The 16440-nt window shown below is 41.1% G+C and carries 17 protein-coding genes and 1 pseudogene; 3 read left to right on the top strand and 15 right to left on the bottom strand.

Going from position 1 to position 16440, the window contains the following annotated elements; genetic code table 11:
* Positions 1 to 59: 59 nt before the first annotated feature.
* The 11 genes and pseudogenes from rnjB to MGG13_RS05230 all read right to left on the bottom strand — a co-directional run bounded on the left by rnjB (position 60) and on the right by MGG13_RS05230 (position 10660).
* Positions 60 to 1733, bottom strand: a complete 1674-nt coding sequence (gene rnjB, locus MGG13_RS05280; RefSeq protein ID WP_133432085.1) for a ribonuclease J2 — start codon at positions 1731 to 1733, stop codon at positions 60 to 62.
* A gap of 105 nt (positions 1734 to 1838) precedes the next feature.
* Positions 1839 to 2090 (bottom strand): hypothetical protein, encoded by a 252-nt coding sequence (locus MGG13_RS05275; protein WP_133432084.1) that lies wholly within the window; start codon positions 2088 to 2090, stop codon positions 1839 to 1841.
* A 57-nt stretch (positions 2091 to 2147) separates the two neighbouring features.
* Positions 2148 to 3296, bottom strand: coding sequence for a M16 family metallopeptidase (locus MGG13_RS05270; RefSeq protein ID WP_239035623.1), 1149 nt, complete (start codon positions 3294 to 3296; stop codon positions 2148 to 2150).
* 48 nt (positions 3297 to 3344) lie between these two features.
* A complete protein-coding gene (gene pnp, locus MGG13_RS05265; protein WP_239035622.1) occupies positions 3345 to 5474 on the bottom strand; it encodes a polyribonucleotide nucleotidyltransferase in 2130 nt (709 codons plus the stop codon).
* A gap of 101 nt (positions 5475 to 5575) precedes the next feature.
* Complete coding sequence (rpsO, locus tag MGG13_RS05260; protein WP_099577738.1) at positions 5576 to 5845, bottom strand: 30S ribosomal protein S15; 270 nt, start codon at positions 5843 to 5845, stop codon at positions 5576 to 5578.
* An 81-nt stretch (positions 5846 to 5926) separates the two neighbouring features.
* Positions 5927 to 6890: pseudogene (locus MGG13_RS05255) on the bottom strand (bifunctional riboflavin kinase/FAD synthetase); the annotation flags it as partial.
* Positions 6891 to 6909: 19 nt separating this feature from the next.
* On the bottom strand, positions 6910 to 7806 hold the full coding sequence (truB, locus tag MGG13_RS05250) for a tRNA pseudouridine(55) synthase TruB (protein ID WP_239035620.1): 897 nt from the start codon (positions 7804 to 7806) through the stop codon (positions 6910 to 6912).
* 62 nt (positions 7807 to 7868) lie between these two features.
* Positions 7869 to 8213 carry a 30S ribosome-binding factor RbfA gene (gene rbfA, locus MGG13_RS05245; protein ID WP_239035619.1) on the bottom strand — a complete coding sequence of 115 codons (345 nt, stop codon included), beginning with the start codon at positions 8211 to 8213 and terminating at the stop codon, positions 7869 to 7871.
* A gap of 475 nt (positions 8214 to 8688) precedes the next feature.
* Positions 8689 to 9363, bottom strand: a complete 675-nt coding sequence (locus MGG13_RS05240; RefSeq protein ID WP_239035618.1) for a nuclease-related domain-containing protein — start codon at positions 9361 to 9363, stop codon at positions 8689 to 8691.
* Positions 9364 to 9496: 133 nt separating this feature from the next.
* Positions 9497 to 9916, bottom strand: a complete 420-nt coding sequence (locus MGG13_RS05235; protein ID WP_133432077.1) for a hypothetical protein — start codon at positions 9914 to 9916, stop codon at positions 9497 to 9499.
* A gap of 108 nt (positions 9917 to 10024) precedes the next feature.
* On the bottom strand, positions 10025 to 10660 hold the full coding sequence (locus MGG13_RS05230; protein WP_239035617.1) for a metal-dependent transcriptional regulator: 636 nt from the start codon (positions 10658 to 10660) through the stop codon (positions 10025 to 10027).
* A 111-nt stretch (positions 10661 to 10771) separates the two neighbouring features.
* On the opposite strand from MGG13_RS05230, the gene MGG13_RS05225 reads away from it, so the two are divergent.
* Genes MGG13_RS05225 through MGG13_RS05215 form a run of 3 tightly spaced genes read left to right on the top strand, consistent with a single transcriptional unit; the run spans position 10772 to position 13154 of the window.
* The gene (locus MGG13_RS05225) at positions 10772 to 11452 is read left to right on the top strand and encodes a metal ABC transporter ATP-binding protein (RefSeq protein WP_239035616.1); all 681 of its coding nucleotides are present in this window, start codon (positions 10772 to 10774) and stop codon (positions 11450 to 11452) included.
* A complete protein-coding gene (locus MGG13_RS05220) occupies positions 11449 to 12267 on the top strand; it encodes a metal ABC transporter permease (protein ID WP_239035615.1) in 819 nt (272 codons plus the stop codon). The genes MGG13_RS05225 and MGG13_RS05220 overlap by 4 nt, the downstream gene beginning before the upstream one ends.
* Positions 12264 to 13154: a metal ABC transporter solute-binding protein, Zn/Mn family gene (locus tag MGG13_RS05215; protein ID WP_239035614.1), complete on the top strand. Its 891-nt coding sequence runs from the start codon at positions 12264 to 12266 to the stop codon at positions 13152 to 13154. The genes MGG13_RS05220 and MGG13_RS05215 overlap by 4 nt, the downstream gene beginning before the upstream one ends.
* 36 nt (positions 13155 to 13190) lie before the next feature.
* On the opposite strand, the gene MGG13_RS05210 is transcribed toward MGG13_RS05215, so the two are convergent.
* The 4 genes from MGG13_RS05210 to rnpM form a co-directional block, all read right to left on the bottom strand.
* Complete coding sequence (locus MGG13_RS05210) at positions 13191 to 13550, bottom strand: hypothetical protein (RefSeq protein WP_239035613.1); 360 nt, start codon at positions 13548 to 13550, stop codon at positions 13191 to 13193.
* Between the two features lie 104 nt (positions 13551 to 13654).
* Entirely contained in the window at positions 13655 to 15826 is a 2172-nt protein-coding gene (gene infB, locus MGG13_RS05205) for a translation initiation factor IF-2 (protein ID WP_239035612.1), read from the bottom strand.
* Positions 15823 to 16152: a YlxQ family RNA-binding protein gene (locus MGG13_RS05200; RefSeq protein WP_133432070.1), complete on the bottom strand. Its 330-nt coding sequence runs from the start codon at positions 16150 to 16152 to the stop codon at positions 15823 to 15825. Before MGG13_RS05200 ends, infB begins: the two co-directional genes overlap by 4 nt.
* Positions 16149 to 16433 (bottom strand): RNase P modulator RnpM, encoded by a 285-nt coding sequence (gene rnpM, locus MGG13_RS05195; protein WP_239035611.1) that lies wholly within the window; start codon positions 16431 to 16433, stop codon positions 16149 to 16151. Before rnpM ends, MGG13_RS05200 begins: the two co-directional genes overlap by 4 nt.
* Between the last annotated feature and the right edge of the window lie 7 nt (positions 16434 to 16440).

Genomic DNA, 16440 nt, shown 5'->3' with positions numbered 1-16440 from the left:
GTCTTCACCTCTTAAAACTAAATAAACAAGCTTTAAAAAGCTTGTTTATAGGTTATTCATTAAATTTCAGAAATCACAGGGATAATCATCGGACGGCGTTTTGTTGAATCATAGAGGAATTTACCGAGTTTGTCTCTCATATCCTGTTTGATTTCTGACCACTCGATACGATTTTGCATCAAGCCTTCTTCAACGATAGCACGTACTTTATCTTCAGCTTCTTTTAGCAGTTCTTCACTTTCACGAACGTAGACGAAGCCACGCGATTGAATCTGAGGACCTGCAACAATTCGTCTGTTTTTGGAGTCGAGTGTCACGACTGCGATAAAGATACCGTCTTCTGCTAACAGTCGGCGGTCACGAAGCACGATGTTCCCGACATCACCAACACCGATACCATCAATGAGGACGTTTCCTGCGATGACTTTATCGTTCGCACGCATCTCTTTGCCGTCATATGTCACGACATCGCCTTTTTCAAGCAGGAAGATGTGTTCAGGCAGGACACCCGTTTCAGCTGCAAGCTTCGCATGCGCAATCTGCATCTTGAATTCACCCTGTACAGGGATGAAATATTCAGGTTTCATAAAATTCAGCATCATTTTCAGTTCTTCCATACAGCCATGTCCGGAAGCATGAATTTTCTTGTCAGGTGATACTACATGAGCACCCGCTTTAACGAGATGGTTGATGGTAGAACCTAAGATGACCTCCATGCCTGATGAGGGCGTCGTCGTAATGAAGACCGTGTCGCCTTCTTCGATGTTCATGATGTTATGACGCTGCTGAGCCATCAGCCCTAATGCTTCAATCGGCTCGCCTTGAGCGCCGGTTGAGATCACAATCAGCTCATTTTTCGGATATTTTGCAACATCTTTAATCGGGATTAACAACTGTTCAGGGATATCGAAATAGCCCATTTTTCTAGCGATATTAAACGAACTTTCAAGTGACTTTCCTAAGAAAGTGACTTTACGGTTATTTTTAGCTGCTGCATTGATGACCTGCTGGATGCGAATAAAGTTTGAAGCGTAGCATGAAACGATAATACGCCCATTAGCGCGTGCAAATTCATCGTTGATATGACTTTCAATTACATTCTCCGGCGTATTGTAGCCAGGTTTCTCAGCTTCAGTCGAATCACTGATAAGTGCGAGCACGCCTGCTTCACCGATAGCTGTCATTTTGCTGATATCTGGACGATAAGCGCCTTGAACACTTTGGTCGAATTTAAATTCACCTGTATAGACGATGGCACCGTAAGATGTATGAATACAGATCCCAAGTGCGTCCGGGATGCTGTGAGTAGTATTGAAGAAAGTGATATTCACGCCTTTAAAACGCATAACTGAATCATTATTGACTGTATAGTACTTGATTTTCTTTTCCAGTTTAACGTCTTTCATCTGGTCTTTTACAAGAGCAAGTGTTAATCGTGATCCGTAGATAGGAACGTCTAGTTTTGGCATGATGTATTTTAATGCACCGATTGCATCGAGATGACCATGTGATAAGAAAATCCCTTTTAATTTATGTTTATTTTCGATGACATACTGTATGTCAGGAATCACGACATCGATTCCAAGCATTTCATCTTCCGGAAACATCAGTCCGGCATCCAGCATGAACATTTCTTCGTCTACTTCAACGATATACATGTTCTTAGCAATTTCACTGACACCGCCGAGCGGTGTGATTCTTACTTGATTATTCTCTTTTTTAACTAAATTCAAAATAGTTCCTCCTAAAATCTTTTCCCGTTCAATCCATATTGATTCTATTATAAGCTATTTGAAAGGAATAAGACAATAAAAAAAGGCGCCGCAGCGCCTTACCCCTTAAACAAGCTGTATACGGTAATTGCCACCATCTACAGTAATATTATCGAGTTTCAGTTCTTTTTCATTTAAACGTTCTTCATCATCCTTGAAAATGACAAGATTCACAGCTTCCTGTGATGATTCGAGCTGATTGAAATACTGGCCGATACTGCCGTCAGATGTTGTCAGTCTAATCGCTCTTTCTTCCTGCGTAAACTGGCCCTCTGCTTCAATAATATGATTGTTCACTGCTATTTTATCAAATACCATACAACCGCCTCCTACTCTTTATACTTGAATTTTATACCAATTCAGCAAATAGTACAATTATTTAAAGAGAATCTTTGCAGGCGCTTTCAGCATTTCCTGTACCTGTGCTATCTCCTCAAGTGTGACCGCTCTGATACGCGATTCAAATTCCTCCAGCGTGATCAATCTATCATAATACATCAGACTCCTGCCATCTCTTGCCATGATATGCCCTTCGTAATCATTATCCATATAAGCAGAGGTGATCAGGTAGTCCTGTGCTTTTGTCAGGTTGACATGTGTCAGAGGTGCTGTCAGCAGCTTTATAATCTCTTCTTCAGCCGCCGGTACATTCTGTTCATCGCAGCCGATATAAATTGTGAACAGTCCTCCATCAATAAATGATTCAAGTGATGAATAGACATTATAACAGAGACTCAGTTCTTCTCGCAGCCTTCTGAATAACGGCGATGACATCGATTCACCGAAGTAAGAACTGAACAAACTGAATGCGTCGTACAGCGGATGATGATAACCGACAGCCTCAAAACCTATCAGAAAGTGTGACTGTTCAAGTGAACGGTCCATCGTCAGAGAGACGGGCTTAAAGGAAAAGGCAGGTTTCGTTTTTATAGACGGTTGGTCAAAGATTTTCAGAGTCTGAATGATTTCCGGCTGCTGACCCGCATAAGAGATGATGATATTATCCTTTGTGTAATGAGACTGATAAAAGCGTATCAAGTTGTCACGGTTCATTTCATTAAGTGACGCCCGGTAACCCAGTATAGGAGACCGGTAGCGATCAGAAAATGTCTTCTCCTGCATCAGATCATAAATATAATCCTCAGGATCATCTTCTGTCATTTTAATTTCTTCTAATATAACCTGTTTCTCCCGTTCTATTTCTTCAGCTGGAAATTCAGCCTCTGTCAGCATTTCCTGCAGGAGTAAAACAGCACGATGCTCAAAACGTTTAAGCGTCTTGACAGAATAGCACGTATATTCTTTTGTCGTATAAGCATTGACATCTCCACCGATGGCATCAATTTCTTCACTAAAGGCTTTTGCTGTAAAGTTTTTAGTTCCTTTAAACAACATATGCTCGACAAAATGCGCAATTCCTGCCGGGTAGCCTTCTTCATGGTTCGTTCCTGCTTTAATATAGACTGCGATATGAACAGTTTCATGTGGTGATAATCGAGTCGTAATTGTCAGATCTTTATTCAAATATGGCCCTCTTTCTATTAAAAAAGACTGCATAGGCAGTCTTTAAAATTAATCTTCTTTTTTAGGTTCTGTTTCTATTTTAGGCGCTTCTTTCGGTTTTTCAAGAAGCACTTTGCGTGACGCATTGACACGACCTTGACGGTCAATTTCTGTCACTTTGACATCAAACTGATCGCCCATTTTAATCACATCTTCCACTTTATTCACCCGTTCGTGAGCAAGCTGAGAGATATGCACGAGAGCATCTTTCCCTGGGAAGATTTCAACAAATGCGCCGAACTTCTCGATACGTTTTACTGTCGCATGGTAAACTTCTCCGACGACTGCTTCACGCACGATATTTTCAATGATCTGTACTGCTTCTTTAATCATCGCTGCATCGCTTGAACCGATGAAGACCGTTCCATCCTGTTCGATATCAACCTTAACGCCCGTTACATCAATGATTTCATTAATTTTCTTACCACCTGGTCCGATGACGTCGCGGATTTTGTCAGGATTGATATGAATCACTTCAATTTTTGGTGCATAAGCACTTAATTCTTTTCTTGGTTCTGCAATCGTCTGCAGCATATGATCCATGATGTGCATACGTCCGGTACGGGCTTGTTCAAGCGCCTCACGCAGGATTTCCTCAGACAGACCATCAATTTTAATATCCATCTGTATCGCTGTAATCCCTTCGCTCGTTCCAGCGACTTTAAAGTCCATGTCCCCGAGTGCATCTTCCATTCCTTGAATATCAGACAGAATAGTATAGTCTTCACCTTTTTTAACGAGACCCATCGCTATACCTGCGACTGGGGCTTTGATAGGGACACCTGCATCCATCAGTGCAAGTGTAGAACCGCAGATGGAAGCCTGAGAAGAAGAACCATTTGACTCAAGTACTTCAGAGACGACACGGATTGTATACGGGAAGTCCACTTCATTTGGGATAACCTGCAGAAGCGCACGTTCCCCGAGTGCACCGTGACCGATCTCACGGCGACCTGGTGCACGAATTGGACCTGTCTCACCGACTGAGAAGTTAGGGAAATTATAGTGATGCATATAACGCTTCTCTTCTTCGATACCGAGGCCGTCTATAATCTGATGTTCACCGAGTGCGCCAAGTGTCGCAACAGATAATGCCTGAGTCTGTCCACGAGTAAAAAGACCTGAACCGTGAGCACGAGGCAGTAAGCCCACTTCACTGTCAAGTGGACGGATTTCTTCAGGACGTCGACCATCCGGACGTACTTTTTCTTCAGTGATTAAACGGCGGACTTCTTCTTTGATCAGGCTGTCGAAAGTTTTATTGACGACAGTCATCGTCTCTTCAGGGTGTCCTTCATATTTCTCAATAATCTGCAGTTTCACTGCTGTGATATTCTCTTCACGTTCGAGTTTGTCTTTCGTCTGAATCGCTTTAGAAAGTTCAAGTGCTTCCGCATAGTCTTTCACTTCATTTTCTACGATTAAGTTCGGCTCTACCGGCACGAATTCTTTTTTCACAGGCTGAACGTCTGCAATGATTTTCTCCTGAAAATCTACAAGTTCCCTGATAGCCGCATGACCGAACATAATCGCCTCAAGCATTTTTTCTTCAGTGACTTCTTTTGCGCCTGCTTCAACCATGTTGACTGCGTCTTTATGACCCGCAACCTGTAAGTCGAGCAGTGACGCCTTACGCTGTTCGACGTTAGGATTGATGATGAGCTCATTATCAATTAACCCGACGTTAACCCCTGCGATTGGCCCTTCAAAAGGAATATCAGAAACTGATAATGCCACAGAAGAACCAAGCATCGCTGCCATCTCAGGTGAGTTGTCCGGGTCAACACTCATAACGATTGAAATGACTTGAATGTCATGTCGATAACCTTTCGGGAATAGCGGACGGATCGGACGGTCAATTAAACGAGACGTTAAAGTCGCGTCTTCACCCGGACGACCTTCACGTTTATTAAAACCGCCTGGAATCTTACCAGCTGCATAGAGTTTTTCTTCATAGTTCACCATCAGCGGGAAGAAATCGACATCCCTCGGTTCTTTAGATGCAGTCGCTGTAGACAGGACAACCGTGTCGCCGTAGCGGACAAGAGCTGATCCATTCGCCTGCTTAGCGAGCTGACCCACCTCAACTGTCAGCGGGCGGCCTGCCCATTCAGTTGTAAATACTTTTTTCTGAGACATTAAAATGCTCCTCTCAAGTTTATATCTTTCATCATATCATTTATTAAAAAGTTAGTCATAAAAAAATCGAAAGAAACATGAGTTCCTTTCGACTGTTTTTATTATCGACGTAAACCTAATGATTTAATTAATTCACGGTAACGTTGAACATCGTTTTCACGAAGGTAAGTCAGTAAGTTTTTACGACGACCAACCATTTTTAAAAGTCCACGACGTGAATGGTGGTCTTTTTTGTGAGTACGTAAATGTTCGTTTAATGCATTGATTTCTGCAGTTAAAACCGCGATTTGTACTTCTGGTGATCCTGTGTCTGTATCATGTACACGGTATTGTGCAATGATTTCGTTTTTACGTTCTTGTGTAATTGCCATAATTAAATGACCTCCTATTATAATTTTCACCGTAACCCGAGCGCGTCGTCGGAGTGTCGACAAGCCAAGGAAAGGTACTGAAATATTATAGCACAGACTAGAGTTCGATGTCACGCAGAATTTCTTCTGCACGAGTTTTATCTAGGTTTATCTGGGCGATCAGTGCATCGATGCCACTGAACTTCTGTTCGGGACGCAGAAATTCGTGCCAGAAGACTTCTACGCGTTCACCGTAAATGGAGTCGTTAAAATCAAAGATATGGACTTCAATAGAGACGGCCGACTTAGACGGATCGTGAAACGTCGGTTTATAACCAATATTGCAGACCCCTTTAAATGTCTCGCCAGTCGCCACTTGTTTCAGCGTAACGGCGTATACACCTAGTTTCGGCATGACGTAATCTTCATCAGGCATGACGTTCGCAGTCGGAAAACCGATAGTACGCCCTCGTTTTTCACCTTGTACAACGATTCCTGCAATCTTGTAAGGACGGCCAAGCTGTTCATTCGCATGCACGACTTCCCCTTCCATTAACATGCGGCGGATATCGGTCGTTGATACTTTTTCGTCATTAAGGGCTTTCTTAGATACTGTCGTCACATTAAAGCCTTGTCTATCTTCAGCGAGCTTCAGCATATTGCCTTTACCAAATTTGCCGTAAGTAAAATCAAAACCTGCGACTACTTCCTTGACGTGATTGTTCGTTAAGTAGTCACGGATGAAATCTTTTTCTGTCATCGCCGCAAACTTAGATGTGAAAGGAACAATAAAGAGATAATCCACACCTAATGCTTCGAAGATACGTTTTTTTTCATTTAAAGGTGTTAAATAATCCGTCCGTTTTTTTTCCGGATTGAGAACAACTGACGGATGCGGGTCAAACGTCATCACTGCTTTTTTGAGACTCTTTTTGTCCGCTATTTCAATCATCTGATTGATAACGGTCAAGTGCCCCAGATGAATGCCATCGAAGAAACCGATCGCAAGCGCAATGTCTGGATGATCATACATCTCTTCAATTCGATTGATATGTATAGTATGCATGTAGGAGACTCCTTTTAGTTTAGTTAAATACTTTTCGTGCTTTAATGATACCAGCTTGTTCCGGATGCGGCATATAGATAGCCAGTGCCTGTTGCTGATAGGTCAGCACGGTTTCTTCTGTTAAAGGTGTACTGAACTGCTTCAGTTTCTGACCATTCAATATGCGGTCCTTTAAGTCGGCAGAAACCTCTAGATGAGGCAGATCTTTTAAGCCTCTTTCAAGCGGTAATAAATGAGCCTGAACATGATCAAGCGGCATAGCTGCAAGTTCTTCTAAAGTAAGACTCTCTTCTAACTGAAAGCCGCCGGAAGAAGTACGTGTCAGCTTAGACATATGACCTACCGTAGAAAGACGTTCTGCTATCTGCGTTGCAAGCGTCCGGATATAGGTGCCTTTACCACATGCGACTTCTATATCGAAGATGACTTTGTCATCTTGAAACCGAGGTTGAGACAACCTCTTGATAGCATAGATCTGAACAGTACGTGACGGACGTTCTATCACTTTCCCTTCTCGTGCATACTCGTATAATTTTCTGCCGTTTACTTTAACAGCAGAATACATGGGTGGTGTCTGCACAAGAGGTCCCACTAAAGACTGGAGCACTGCATCCATATCTTCTATAGAAAAGGCATTCGGACTGATGGGTTCTACAGAAATGGTTTCACCGGTCTGATCTTCTGTCGTCGTCTGACTGCCAAGCGTTACTTCTGCGATATAAGTTTTACCGCTATCCATCATATAATCACTGACCCGTGTGGCACGGCCAACGCAGATGGGTAGAACACCGTCTACAGCAGGATCTAAAGTACCTGTATGTCCGACCTTCTTAGTCTTTAAGATTTTTCTCAATTTAAAGACGACATCATGACTTGTCATCCCCCGCGGTTTATTAATCGCTAAAATTCCATCCATAAAAAAACACCTTTCCAGTAAACTCATAATCGAGTTTACATGAAAAAGTGTCTGTCGTCTATTTAGTGACCCTTATTAAGGTCAGCAATCATACGTTCAATTTTGTTACCGTAATCAATAGACTCATCATACTGAAACTTCAGTTCAGGTACAATACGTAAATCCATGCGATGTGCAATCTCTGAACGCATGAAGCCTTTAGATTTTTCAAGTGCTTCAAGAGATTTCTGGCGTTCTTTCTCTTCACCTAGAACCGTTACATAAACAGTCGCCTGTGATAAATCGCCTGTCACTTCAACTTCTGTAACGGTCACAAAACCAATATTAGGATTTTTCATTTTCTGGTTGATAATTTCACTGAGTTCCTTCTTCAGCTGTTCACCAACACGTTCACTTCTCATGCTCATTTTATTCACCTCTGTCGAACTTTATTCGTGATACTTATTATAAAATTTTTAAGTGATTCATGTCAATTGAAGGGGATTAGAGTCGCCATAGTTGATGTGTCCGTTATTTGATTGATGACGGACTCATCACGCATGCATATCCTGGCTTCGGTATAGTTATGTCCGCTATTCGGTGGATGACGGACTCATCACTTATGAATAACTTTTCAACAACCTATTTGTGTCCGTTATCTTAAGAATGCCGGACTCTTCTCTATTATTTTATCGTGAATTTACGTGCTTTGCCTTTACCTTCTGCATGAAAATGTTCAACTAAGCATCTCCTTACGACTCTTTCATTTAATCCGGTCCAATTGACAACTTCTCGTGTGCTGACTCCTGCTCTTTTCAGCATCATTATTTCTTCAATAGTGATTTTAAGTATTTTGGCTTTGTTAAGAATACTGCCACACTCACATTTAAGATTTCTTCCTTTTTAGTGATCTTCAATTCCAATTTTTCTGCAGTCTGGACATCTCATTCCTTTTTTCATCTTACTAAAATCATAATAATAAATGCGTTCAAAAATATTTTTACCTTCATGCTTAGATACTAATAGGTCACCTAGTTTTTTCTCAGTGATATCAGGAATATACGCATCATCAAAATAATGACCTATTTTCTCAACACTACTGCTCGTGACGATATCCTGATGCTCTACTCCACCGATTAAAGTGAATCCGTCGTTAATAAAAATGATTTTACTGACTACCTTAAAATCAATACCATGTTTTACTAAAAACTTTGTCAGGTTATAATGTGCTCGGTTCAACTGACTCAGCACATCGTGATGGACATAGTCGCTATCACTTACAAACTGATTATTCAGAATCCTGTATTGCCCTGAAAAGTTCTTAACTTCAAAATGAAAAAGCGTATGATTGTATATGACTAGAAAATCATATTGTGACAACGCAGGCGTTCTTAATGCGACATCCCACAACTTTATACCGCCACACTTGCTCAGCATCGTCTCAAACTTCTTTTCACCCTCAAAACCCTTTATATAATTCCTATAGTTCAGCTGATCCACTTCATCTAGCATTTGTCTACCTTCAACCGATTGCAAATAACAATAATAGTTACTTCTTTCGTGAGATTCAATAAACATGGTTTCTCCTGTCATTAGTCTTCTCACTCACCCGCTATAATATAACACATCGACTGCTATTAATTATTAAAATTTTCCATTTGATATAATCTTTACAAATTAAAAAGCCCTGACTGCTGTCAGGGCTTGTCATTTATAGTTTTGAAATAAATCTGTTAAACATGACATCATTATTTGAATTGATGAGTGTCAGATGTTCACCACGAATTGAAATATCGACTGATTCTATCACTAATGGGTCAATTGATTTAATATTGACCTTCATTTTCTCGACAGGTTCTTTATAGAATGTGTGACTGATTGATGAATCGCTCTTAGAGCAAGTTATGAAGTGAAATTTATCATTTTCTTTGATGTATGCATAGGCACAGTTGTCATCATACGCGAGCAATACATTTTCATAGTCTCTTACAAGAATCTCTTCACGGTAAATCGTCTCAAGATATTCTTTAAATGTATTTGCATATACAAATTCACTTTTCATTTTCATTGTTGTATTCACATTGATCAACTCATCAATACGCATATGTGATAATTTTGCATCTCTAGCCATTATCAACACCCCTTTAATTAATTGAATTTTCTGTTTCTATAGTCTTATTATACAACTTTTCTGTTGTATAACAATGCTAATTCATAAATTTTTCAGAATGTTCAAATATTAACGGGTAAACATTTTCTCCGCATTTTCAAAACTGATGATAAAAGACTTTTTCTTCTTCAGATAAATCACTTTATTGGCATGATCAATCTTTTCAATTTGCAGCTCATCATTTATGCTGACATCCTGTTTGGATAAGTAAGCCAGCAGCTCATATTCATCTCGTACTTTTTTCAGCACAAACGAAGTCCCTTCTGTCAGCTCATTAACAGGTGTCATCTTTTCTTCAGTGATTTCTCCGCGCGGTATCAGACTGCCATGCGGACAGTATCTGGGAAAATCAAGCATCTCATCAAGTCGTTCAATAAACCGATCAGAAACCCGATGCTCCAGAACTTCCGCTTCTGCATGTACTTCATTCCAGCTGTAATTCAGGCTTTGAATCAGAAAACATTCAATCAGTCGATGTCTTTTTATTAGATTCAAAGTAAGCAGCTGACTCTGATGAGTCAGCTTCACACCTTTATATGCTTTCAGTTCCACTAAGTCTTCTTTTTGCATTCTGCTCATCATCTCTGATACGGATGGCGGTTTTATCTTTAAGTACTGTGCTAATTGTTTATTCGAAACATATTCTGTAGCGCCTCCTAGAGAATATATCGCTTTTAAATAATCTTCTTTTTCTTCTGTCAGCATTAGCTAGCCCCCTCTCCTATATCATACTATATTTCATTTTATCCTTACATTTTATTTGACCTCATTATATTTTTAGGTTAACCTAAATTACGAATTAAGGAGGTAAAAAATATGATTCATCTTAATCATCTGACGGTCACTATTGATGGAAAGCGACTACTTGATGACATCTGCTATCAGCAGAATATTTCTGGAATCATCGGCATCATGGGACCAAACGGTGCGGGTAAGTCGACACTCATCAAAAGCATGCTAGGTTTCCTTAAACACCAGGGAACAGCGACCTATCATCAGAAAGAAATGAAGGAGTGCAGACGATTATTCTCATACATACCACAGCGGTCGAGTATCGATGTCACATTTCCTATAACAGTTGAAGCAGTCGTTCGTTCAGGGGCCTATCGAGCAGAAAAAGGCTTAAACCTGGAGCGTCAGCTTGCACAGTTCAGACTCACGGATTTAAAAACTCGCACGCTGGACACTTTAAGTGGCGGTCAGCTGCAACGTGTTCTGTTTGCACGGGCCCTTATGGCAGAGCGTGAGGTCTACTTTCTGGATGAACCTTTTGTAGGCATCGATTATACGAGTACTGCCATCATCACAGATATGCTTTTCAAACTAAAGAACGACGGCAAAACAGTTTTCATTGTTCATCATGATATTGAAAGTGCGCGTACACTCTTTGATGAAATACTCTTACTCAACAAGAAACTGATTCAGACAGGCGGTCCTGAAATTCTGACAGATGCCAACCTGAAAACCGTCTATTTTCCAGAGGAGGAAAAACGATGACTTTTCTCGATGCGATTCTGTCTTATCAGTTTTTAAGTCGTGCAATGATCACTGCAGCTGTCGTCGGTATAGTATCAGGTGCAGTCGGCTGCCTCATCGTTCTTAGGAATTTAAGTCTGATGGGTGATGCTATGAGTCACGCTGTACTGCCGGGTGTTGCAATCAGTTACTTACTCGGTATCCCCACTTTCATCGGTGCCCTGATAAGTGGTCTACTGACAAGTACAGTGATCAGTACTCTTATTGAATACTCAAAAACAAAAAGAGATGCTGCAATCGGCATCACTTTTACGACCTTTTTCTCTATCGGCGTCATTATCATCAGTATGGTCAATTCAGCAACCAATCTTTATCATCTGCTCTTCGGTAATATACTGACTGTCTCAAAGCAGGATTTCTGGATGACGCTGACTGTCAGCCTGGTTGTCCTCACCTTCATCATCGCCTGTTACACGCCCCTAAAACTGACAACTTTTGATCCCATATTCGCTGAAATGAATGGCTTAAGTCCAAAACTCTGGCAGTACATCATCATGCTGATGCTGGCGCTTGTCACAGTGGTCAGTCTTCAGACAGTCGGAATCATCCTGGTTGTGGCCATGCTGATCACGCCCGCTTCAGCAGCCTATCTCATCACGAAATCTTTGCACGCCATGATGATAACTGCTTCAACCATAGGACTGATCAGCGCCATTATCGGCATTTATCTCAGTTTTATCTATAATGTACCGAGCGGTGCAGCAATTGTCATAGTGGCATGCAGTATTTATGCCATTATCTTTATAACACAAACCATCAGGAGGAAATTTGCATGAAAAAAATAATTCTTATTTTGACTCTATTACTTACTCTGACAGCCTGCGGAAAACAAGCAGAGCATAGACTGACAGTAACAACGACCAATTCGATACTCTATGATATGACGAGACAAATAGCAGGACAGGCTGCGGATGTAAAATCTATTGTTCCAGTCGGACAGGATCCGCACGAGTATGAAGTTAAGCCACAGGACATTGCAGCACTGGAACAGGCAGATGTTATCATTTATAACGGCCTTAATCTGGAAACAGGCAATGGATGGTTCAATCAGGCCCTTGACCAGGCAGGAAAGTCAATCAAAGACGATACTGTCGTAGCGGCAAGTCAATATGTTGATACTATCAGACTGGAACATGGCAGGGAAGTCGATCCACATGCCTGGCTCAGTATTAAAAATGGTGTTCTTTACGTGGATGTCATCAAGGATGCGTTGATCAAACAAGATCCGTCTCATCAGCAGGATTATGCTAAAAATGCAGAGCAGTATAAAGAGAAACTTCTGTCACTCGATAAAAAATATGCCGCTAAGTTTAACGACATACCCGAAGACCAAAAGCAGTTGATTACGAGTGAAGGCGCATTCAAGTATTTCAGTCGAGATTATGGTCTCCACCATCACTATATATGGGAAATCAATACTGAAAAACAGGGTACACCTGAACAGATGAAACAGGCTGTCGACTACGTAAAGAAACATTCTGTCAAACACCTTTTTGTTGAAACAAGTGTCGATAAACGCAGCATGAATGCTTTAAGTGATGAAACCGGCAAAAAAATATTCGGTGAAGTACTGACCGATTCTATAGGACAGGATAAGGCTACGAATTCCTACTATAAAATGATGGAGCATAATATTGTGACGATTCATGATGGTATGAAATAACATAACCCTCCACTTGTAAAGTGGAGGGTTTCAATATTACTGCTGATTCAGTTTAGTTTCCATATACATCCTGATCAGTTTCGGTTCCTTAGATTTCTTGAACGTAAAAATACAGAACGCCAAAGGCTCAATCAATTCCTGCTGACTATTTTCTCGCGTGACATTTGACAATATCAGTTCCTCATCATAACGATTATATCTGTTGATAATATCAAACTGCCAGTCCTGTACATTTTGAAATCGAATATCGAGCAGATTAATAAACTGATGATAATCATATTCAATCTGCTGATTATCACTGTCCACGAAAAAGACTTTAAGGCCCGGGTCACAAATCTCTTTTAGAACCTGAAGGTCCTGATTCTTCCATCCCATAATAAAATTAATATATGCCATATACCCCTCCGTCAAACTTTACTTTGCTCTATTATACTCTTTTTACATTTAAATGTATGTACTAAAAAAAGCTATCTTCCATTAAGAAGATAGCTTTTAATGTTTTATACGCGTTTAATCTCTTCCATCACGAAGGCTTCGAAGATGTCGCCTTCCTTGATATCGTTGAAGTTTTCAATCGTGATACCGCATTCGTATCCAGCTGTGACTTCTTTTACATCGTCTTTGAATCGACGAAGTGCATCAACTGCTCCTTCGTAGACCACAATACCGTCACGGATGATGCGGACGCTAGCGTCACGCGTAATTTTACCGTCTGTCACGTATGAACCGGCTACTGTACCGACTTTAGAGATATTGATTGTCTGACGTACTTCAGCCTGACCAATCACTTTCTCTTCAAATTCAGGATCCAGCATCCCTTTCATCGCAAATTCGATTTCTTCGATTACTTTATAGATGATGCGGTGGAGACGCATATCTACTTTCTCTGCTTCAGCTGCACGTTTCGCATTGACATCCGGACGTACATTGAAACCGATAATGATACCGTTAGAAGCAGATGCTAATGTAACGTCTGATTCGTTGATCGCCCCTACTGCTGTATGAATGATACGAACGTTAACGCCTTCTACATCAATTTTCATGAGTGACGCTGCAAGTGCTTCTACAGAACCTTGCACATCCCCTTTAATGATAACATTTAAGTCTTTCATTTCGCCTTGTTTCATCTGTTCAAAGAGATTATCAAGAGAAACTTTCTGACTTTCCTGACGTTGAGCCATGATGTTCTGCTGTTGACGGGCTTCACCGATACGACGAGCTTTTTTCTCATCTTTAAAGACGACGAAGCGGTCACCGGCAAGTGGTACATCCTGTAAACCTGTAATTTCAATCGGTGTAGACGGGCCAGCCGTTTTAATACGCTTACCTAAGTCATTGACCATCGCACGGACACGACCGTACGTGTTACCGACAACGATAGAATCACCGATTTCAAGCGTACCATCCTGAACTAACAGCGATGCAGCTGGTCCACGAGATTTATCAAGTTCTGCTTCAATAACAGTTCCTAAAGCAGTACGTTTTGGATTAGCTTTTAATTCTTCAACTTCTGTTACAAGCTGAATCATTTCAAGTAAATCATCGATACCGTCACCAGTTAATGCAGACAGCTGAACGAAGATTGTGTCGCCGCCCCAGTCTTCTGGATAGAGACCATGCTCACCGAGTTCCTGCATAACACGGTCCGGGTTAGCTGTTGGTTTATCGACTTTATTAACTGCGACGATAATAGGTACTTCTGCTGCTTTCGCATGGTTGATTGCTTCAATCGTCTGTGGCATTACACCATCATCTGCTGCCACGACTAGAATCGTGATATCTGTTACTTGAGCACCACGCGCACGCATCGTAGTGAAAGCCGCGTGACCAGGTGTATCAAGGAACGTGATTTTTTTGCCTTCATTGACAATCTGATACGCACCGATATGCTGCGTGATACCGCCTGCTTCTCCAGCAGTGACACGTGTATTACGGATAGAGTCAAGAAGTGTCGTTTTACCGTGGTCGACGTGACCCATGATTGTAACAACAGGTGGACGTTCTTCTTTATCAGCATCATCCGCGTCAACATCCTCGAAGTACGTCTCAAGGTCTGTTGCATCAATGATGACTTCTAGTTCTGCTTCGACACCGTATTCGTCACAGATCAGTTCAATCGCTTCTTCAGTCAGTGGCTGGTTGATGTTCGCCATGATGCCCACCATGAATAAGTTTTTAACGATTTCTGAAGCATCTTTGTTCAATTTTTCAGCAAGTTCACCGACTGTGATGCCTTCTGTGTAAGTGATTTTAGAAGGTGTTTCCTTCACGACAGGTGCTGGTGGTGGCGTCTGAGGTTTTTGATTTTTACCTTTTTTGCCTTTATTATTTTTCTGACCTGGTCGGTTATTCGGTTTGTTGTTCTGTCCCGGACGATTGTTCGGTTTATTCTGTCCCGGTTTATTGTTACGATTCTGGTTGTTCTGAGCAGGTTTATTCTGAGTGTTCTGCGGTTTATTTTGAGTTGTCTCCGCTTTTTTAGGCTGCTCTGGTTTAGATCCAGCTTTCACTGCATCTTTTTTGAAGATTTTATTCAGATCATTGATTTCTTTATCTTCTAAAGTCTTCATATGAGTCGTTACTTCAATACCCATTTTCTGAAGTTCGTCGATAATATCCTTACTTCTTTTGCCTACTTCTTTAGCATATTCATATATTCTTTGTTTACTCATAGGTTCTCTCCTTCATCACTTTCATGAATCATGTCTTTCAGCTTTTTCGCAAAGCCTGAGTCAAGCACACCGATGATGACACGTTCATCCTTACCGATAGCCCATCCAAGTTCATGTCGCGAGCCGAACTGCAGACATTTCACATGGTATGACTGACATTTATTCATGATATTTTTTTGTGTGTTCGCTGAAGCATCTTCTGATAAAATCACTAATCTGACTTTACCCCGTCTCACTTCATTTATAACCAGTTCTTCACCTGTCACAAGTTTGCGCGCACGCATGGCAAGCCCGAGCAGGTTTAAGATACGATCTTTCAGACTCATTTAGGTATCATCGAACGATAGACGAGACGTATCAGTTCATCGTATATCGGATTCAATGTTTCTGTATCTGCTTCAAAAAATTGTTCAAGTCTTTTCTTTTTGCGCGCTTCTTCGATAACTGGTAGATCCATAGATACGTATGCACCGCGACCATTCGCTTTACCGGTCGGATCGACTGCAATATCGCCCTCTTTCGAACGAACAACACGCAGCATATCACGTTTCGGTTTCATCTCCTGGCTTAAAATACATTTACGCATGGGAATTTTTTTCTGTTTCATCATCTTC

The organism is Macrococcus brunensis (assembly GCF_022343725.1).
Lineage (GTDB): Bacteria > Bacillota > Bacilli > Staphylococcales > Staphylococcaceae > Macrococcus > Macrococcus brunensis.
The sequence above is the reverse complement of the archived record's forward strand: the minus strand, read 5'-3'. Positions and strand labels throughout refer to the sequence as shown.

Excerpts from the sequence above, each read along its gene's own strand:
- MGG13_RS05210 (WP_239035613.1), bottom strand. The coding sequence starts at position 13,550 with ATGGCATATATTAATTTTATTATGGGATGGAAGAATCAGGACCTTCAG.
- MGG13_RS05225 (WP_239035616.1), top strand. The coding sequence starts at position 10,772 with ATGATTCATCTTAATCATCTGACGGTCACTATTGATGGAAAGCGACTA.
- pnp (WP_239035622.1), bottom strand. The coding sequence starts at position 5,474 with ATGTCTCAGAAAAAAGTATTTACAACTGAATGGGCAGGCCGCCCGCTG.
- rpsO (WP_099577738.1), bottom strand. The coding sequence starts at position 5,845 with ATGGCAATTACACAAGAACGTAAAAACGAAATCATTGCACAATACCGT.
- MGG13_RS05240 (WP_239035618.1), bottom strand. The coding sequence starts at position 9,363 with ATGTTTATTGAATCTCACGAAAGAAGTAACTATTATTGTTATTTGCAA.
- MGG13_RS05215 (WP_239035614.1), top strand. The coding sequence starts at position 12,264 with ATGAAAAAAATAATTCTTATTTTGACTCTATTACTTACTCTGACAGCC.
- MGG13_RS05235 (WP_133432077.1), bottom strand. The coding sequence starts at position 9,916 with ATGGCTAGAGATGCAAAATTATCACATATGCGTATTGATGAGTTGATC.
- MGG13_RS05200 (WP_133432070.1), bottom strand. The coding sequence starts at position 16,152 with ATGAGTCTGAAAGATCGTATCTTAAACCTGCTCGGGCTTGCCATGCGT.
- MGG13_RS05230 (WP_239035617.1), bottom strand. The coding sequence starts at position 10,660 with ATGCTGACAGAAGAAAAAGAAGATTATTTAAAAGCGATATATTCTCTA.
- MGG13_RS05275 (WP_133432084.1), bottom strand. The coding sequence starts at position 2,090 with ATGGTATTTGATAAAATAGCAGTGAACAATCATATTATTGAAGCAGAG.
- rbfA (WP_239035619.1), bottom strand. The coding sequence starts at position 8,213 with ATGAGCATGAGAAGTGAACGTGTTGGTGAACAGCTGAAGAAGGAACTC.
- rnpM (WP_239035611.1), bottom strand. The coding sequence starts at position 16,433 with ATGAAACAGAAAAAAATTCCCATGCGTAAATGTATTTTAAGCCAGGAG.
- MGG13_RS05220 (WP_239035615.1), top strand. The coding sequence starts at position 11,449 with ATGACTTTTCTCGATGCGATTCTGTCTTATCAGTTTTTAAGTCGTGCA.
- infB (WP_239035612.1), bottom strand. The coding sequence starts at position 15,826 with ATGAGTAAACAAAGAATATATGAATATGCTAAAGAAGTAGGCAAAAGA.
- truB (WP_239035620.1), bottom strand. The coding sequence starts at position 7,806 with ATGGATGGAATTTTAGCGATTAATAAACCGCGGGGGATGACAAGTCAT.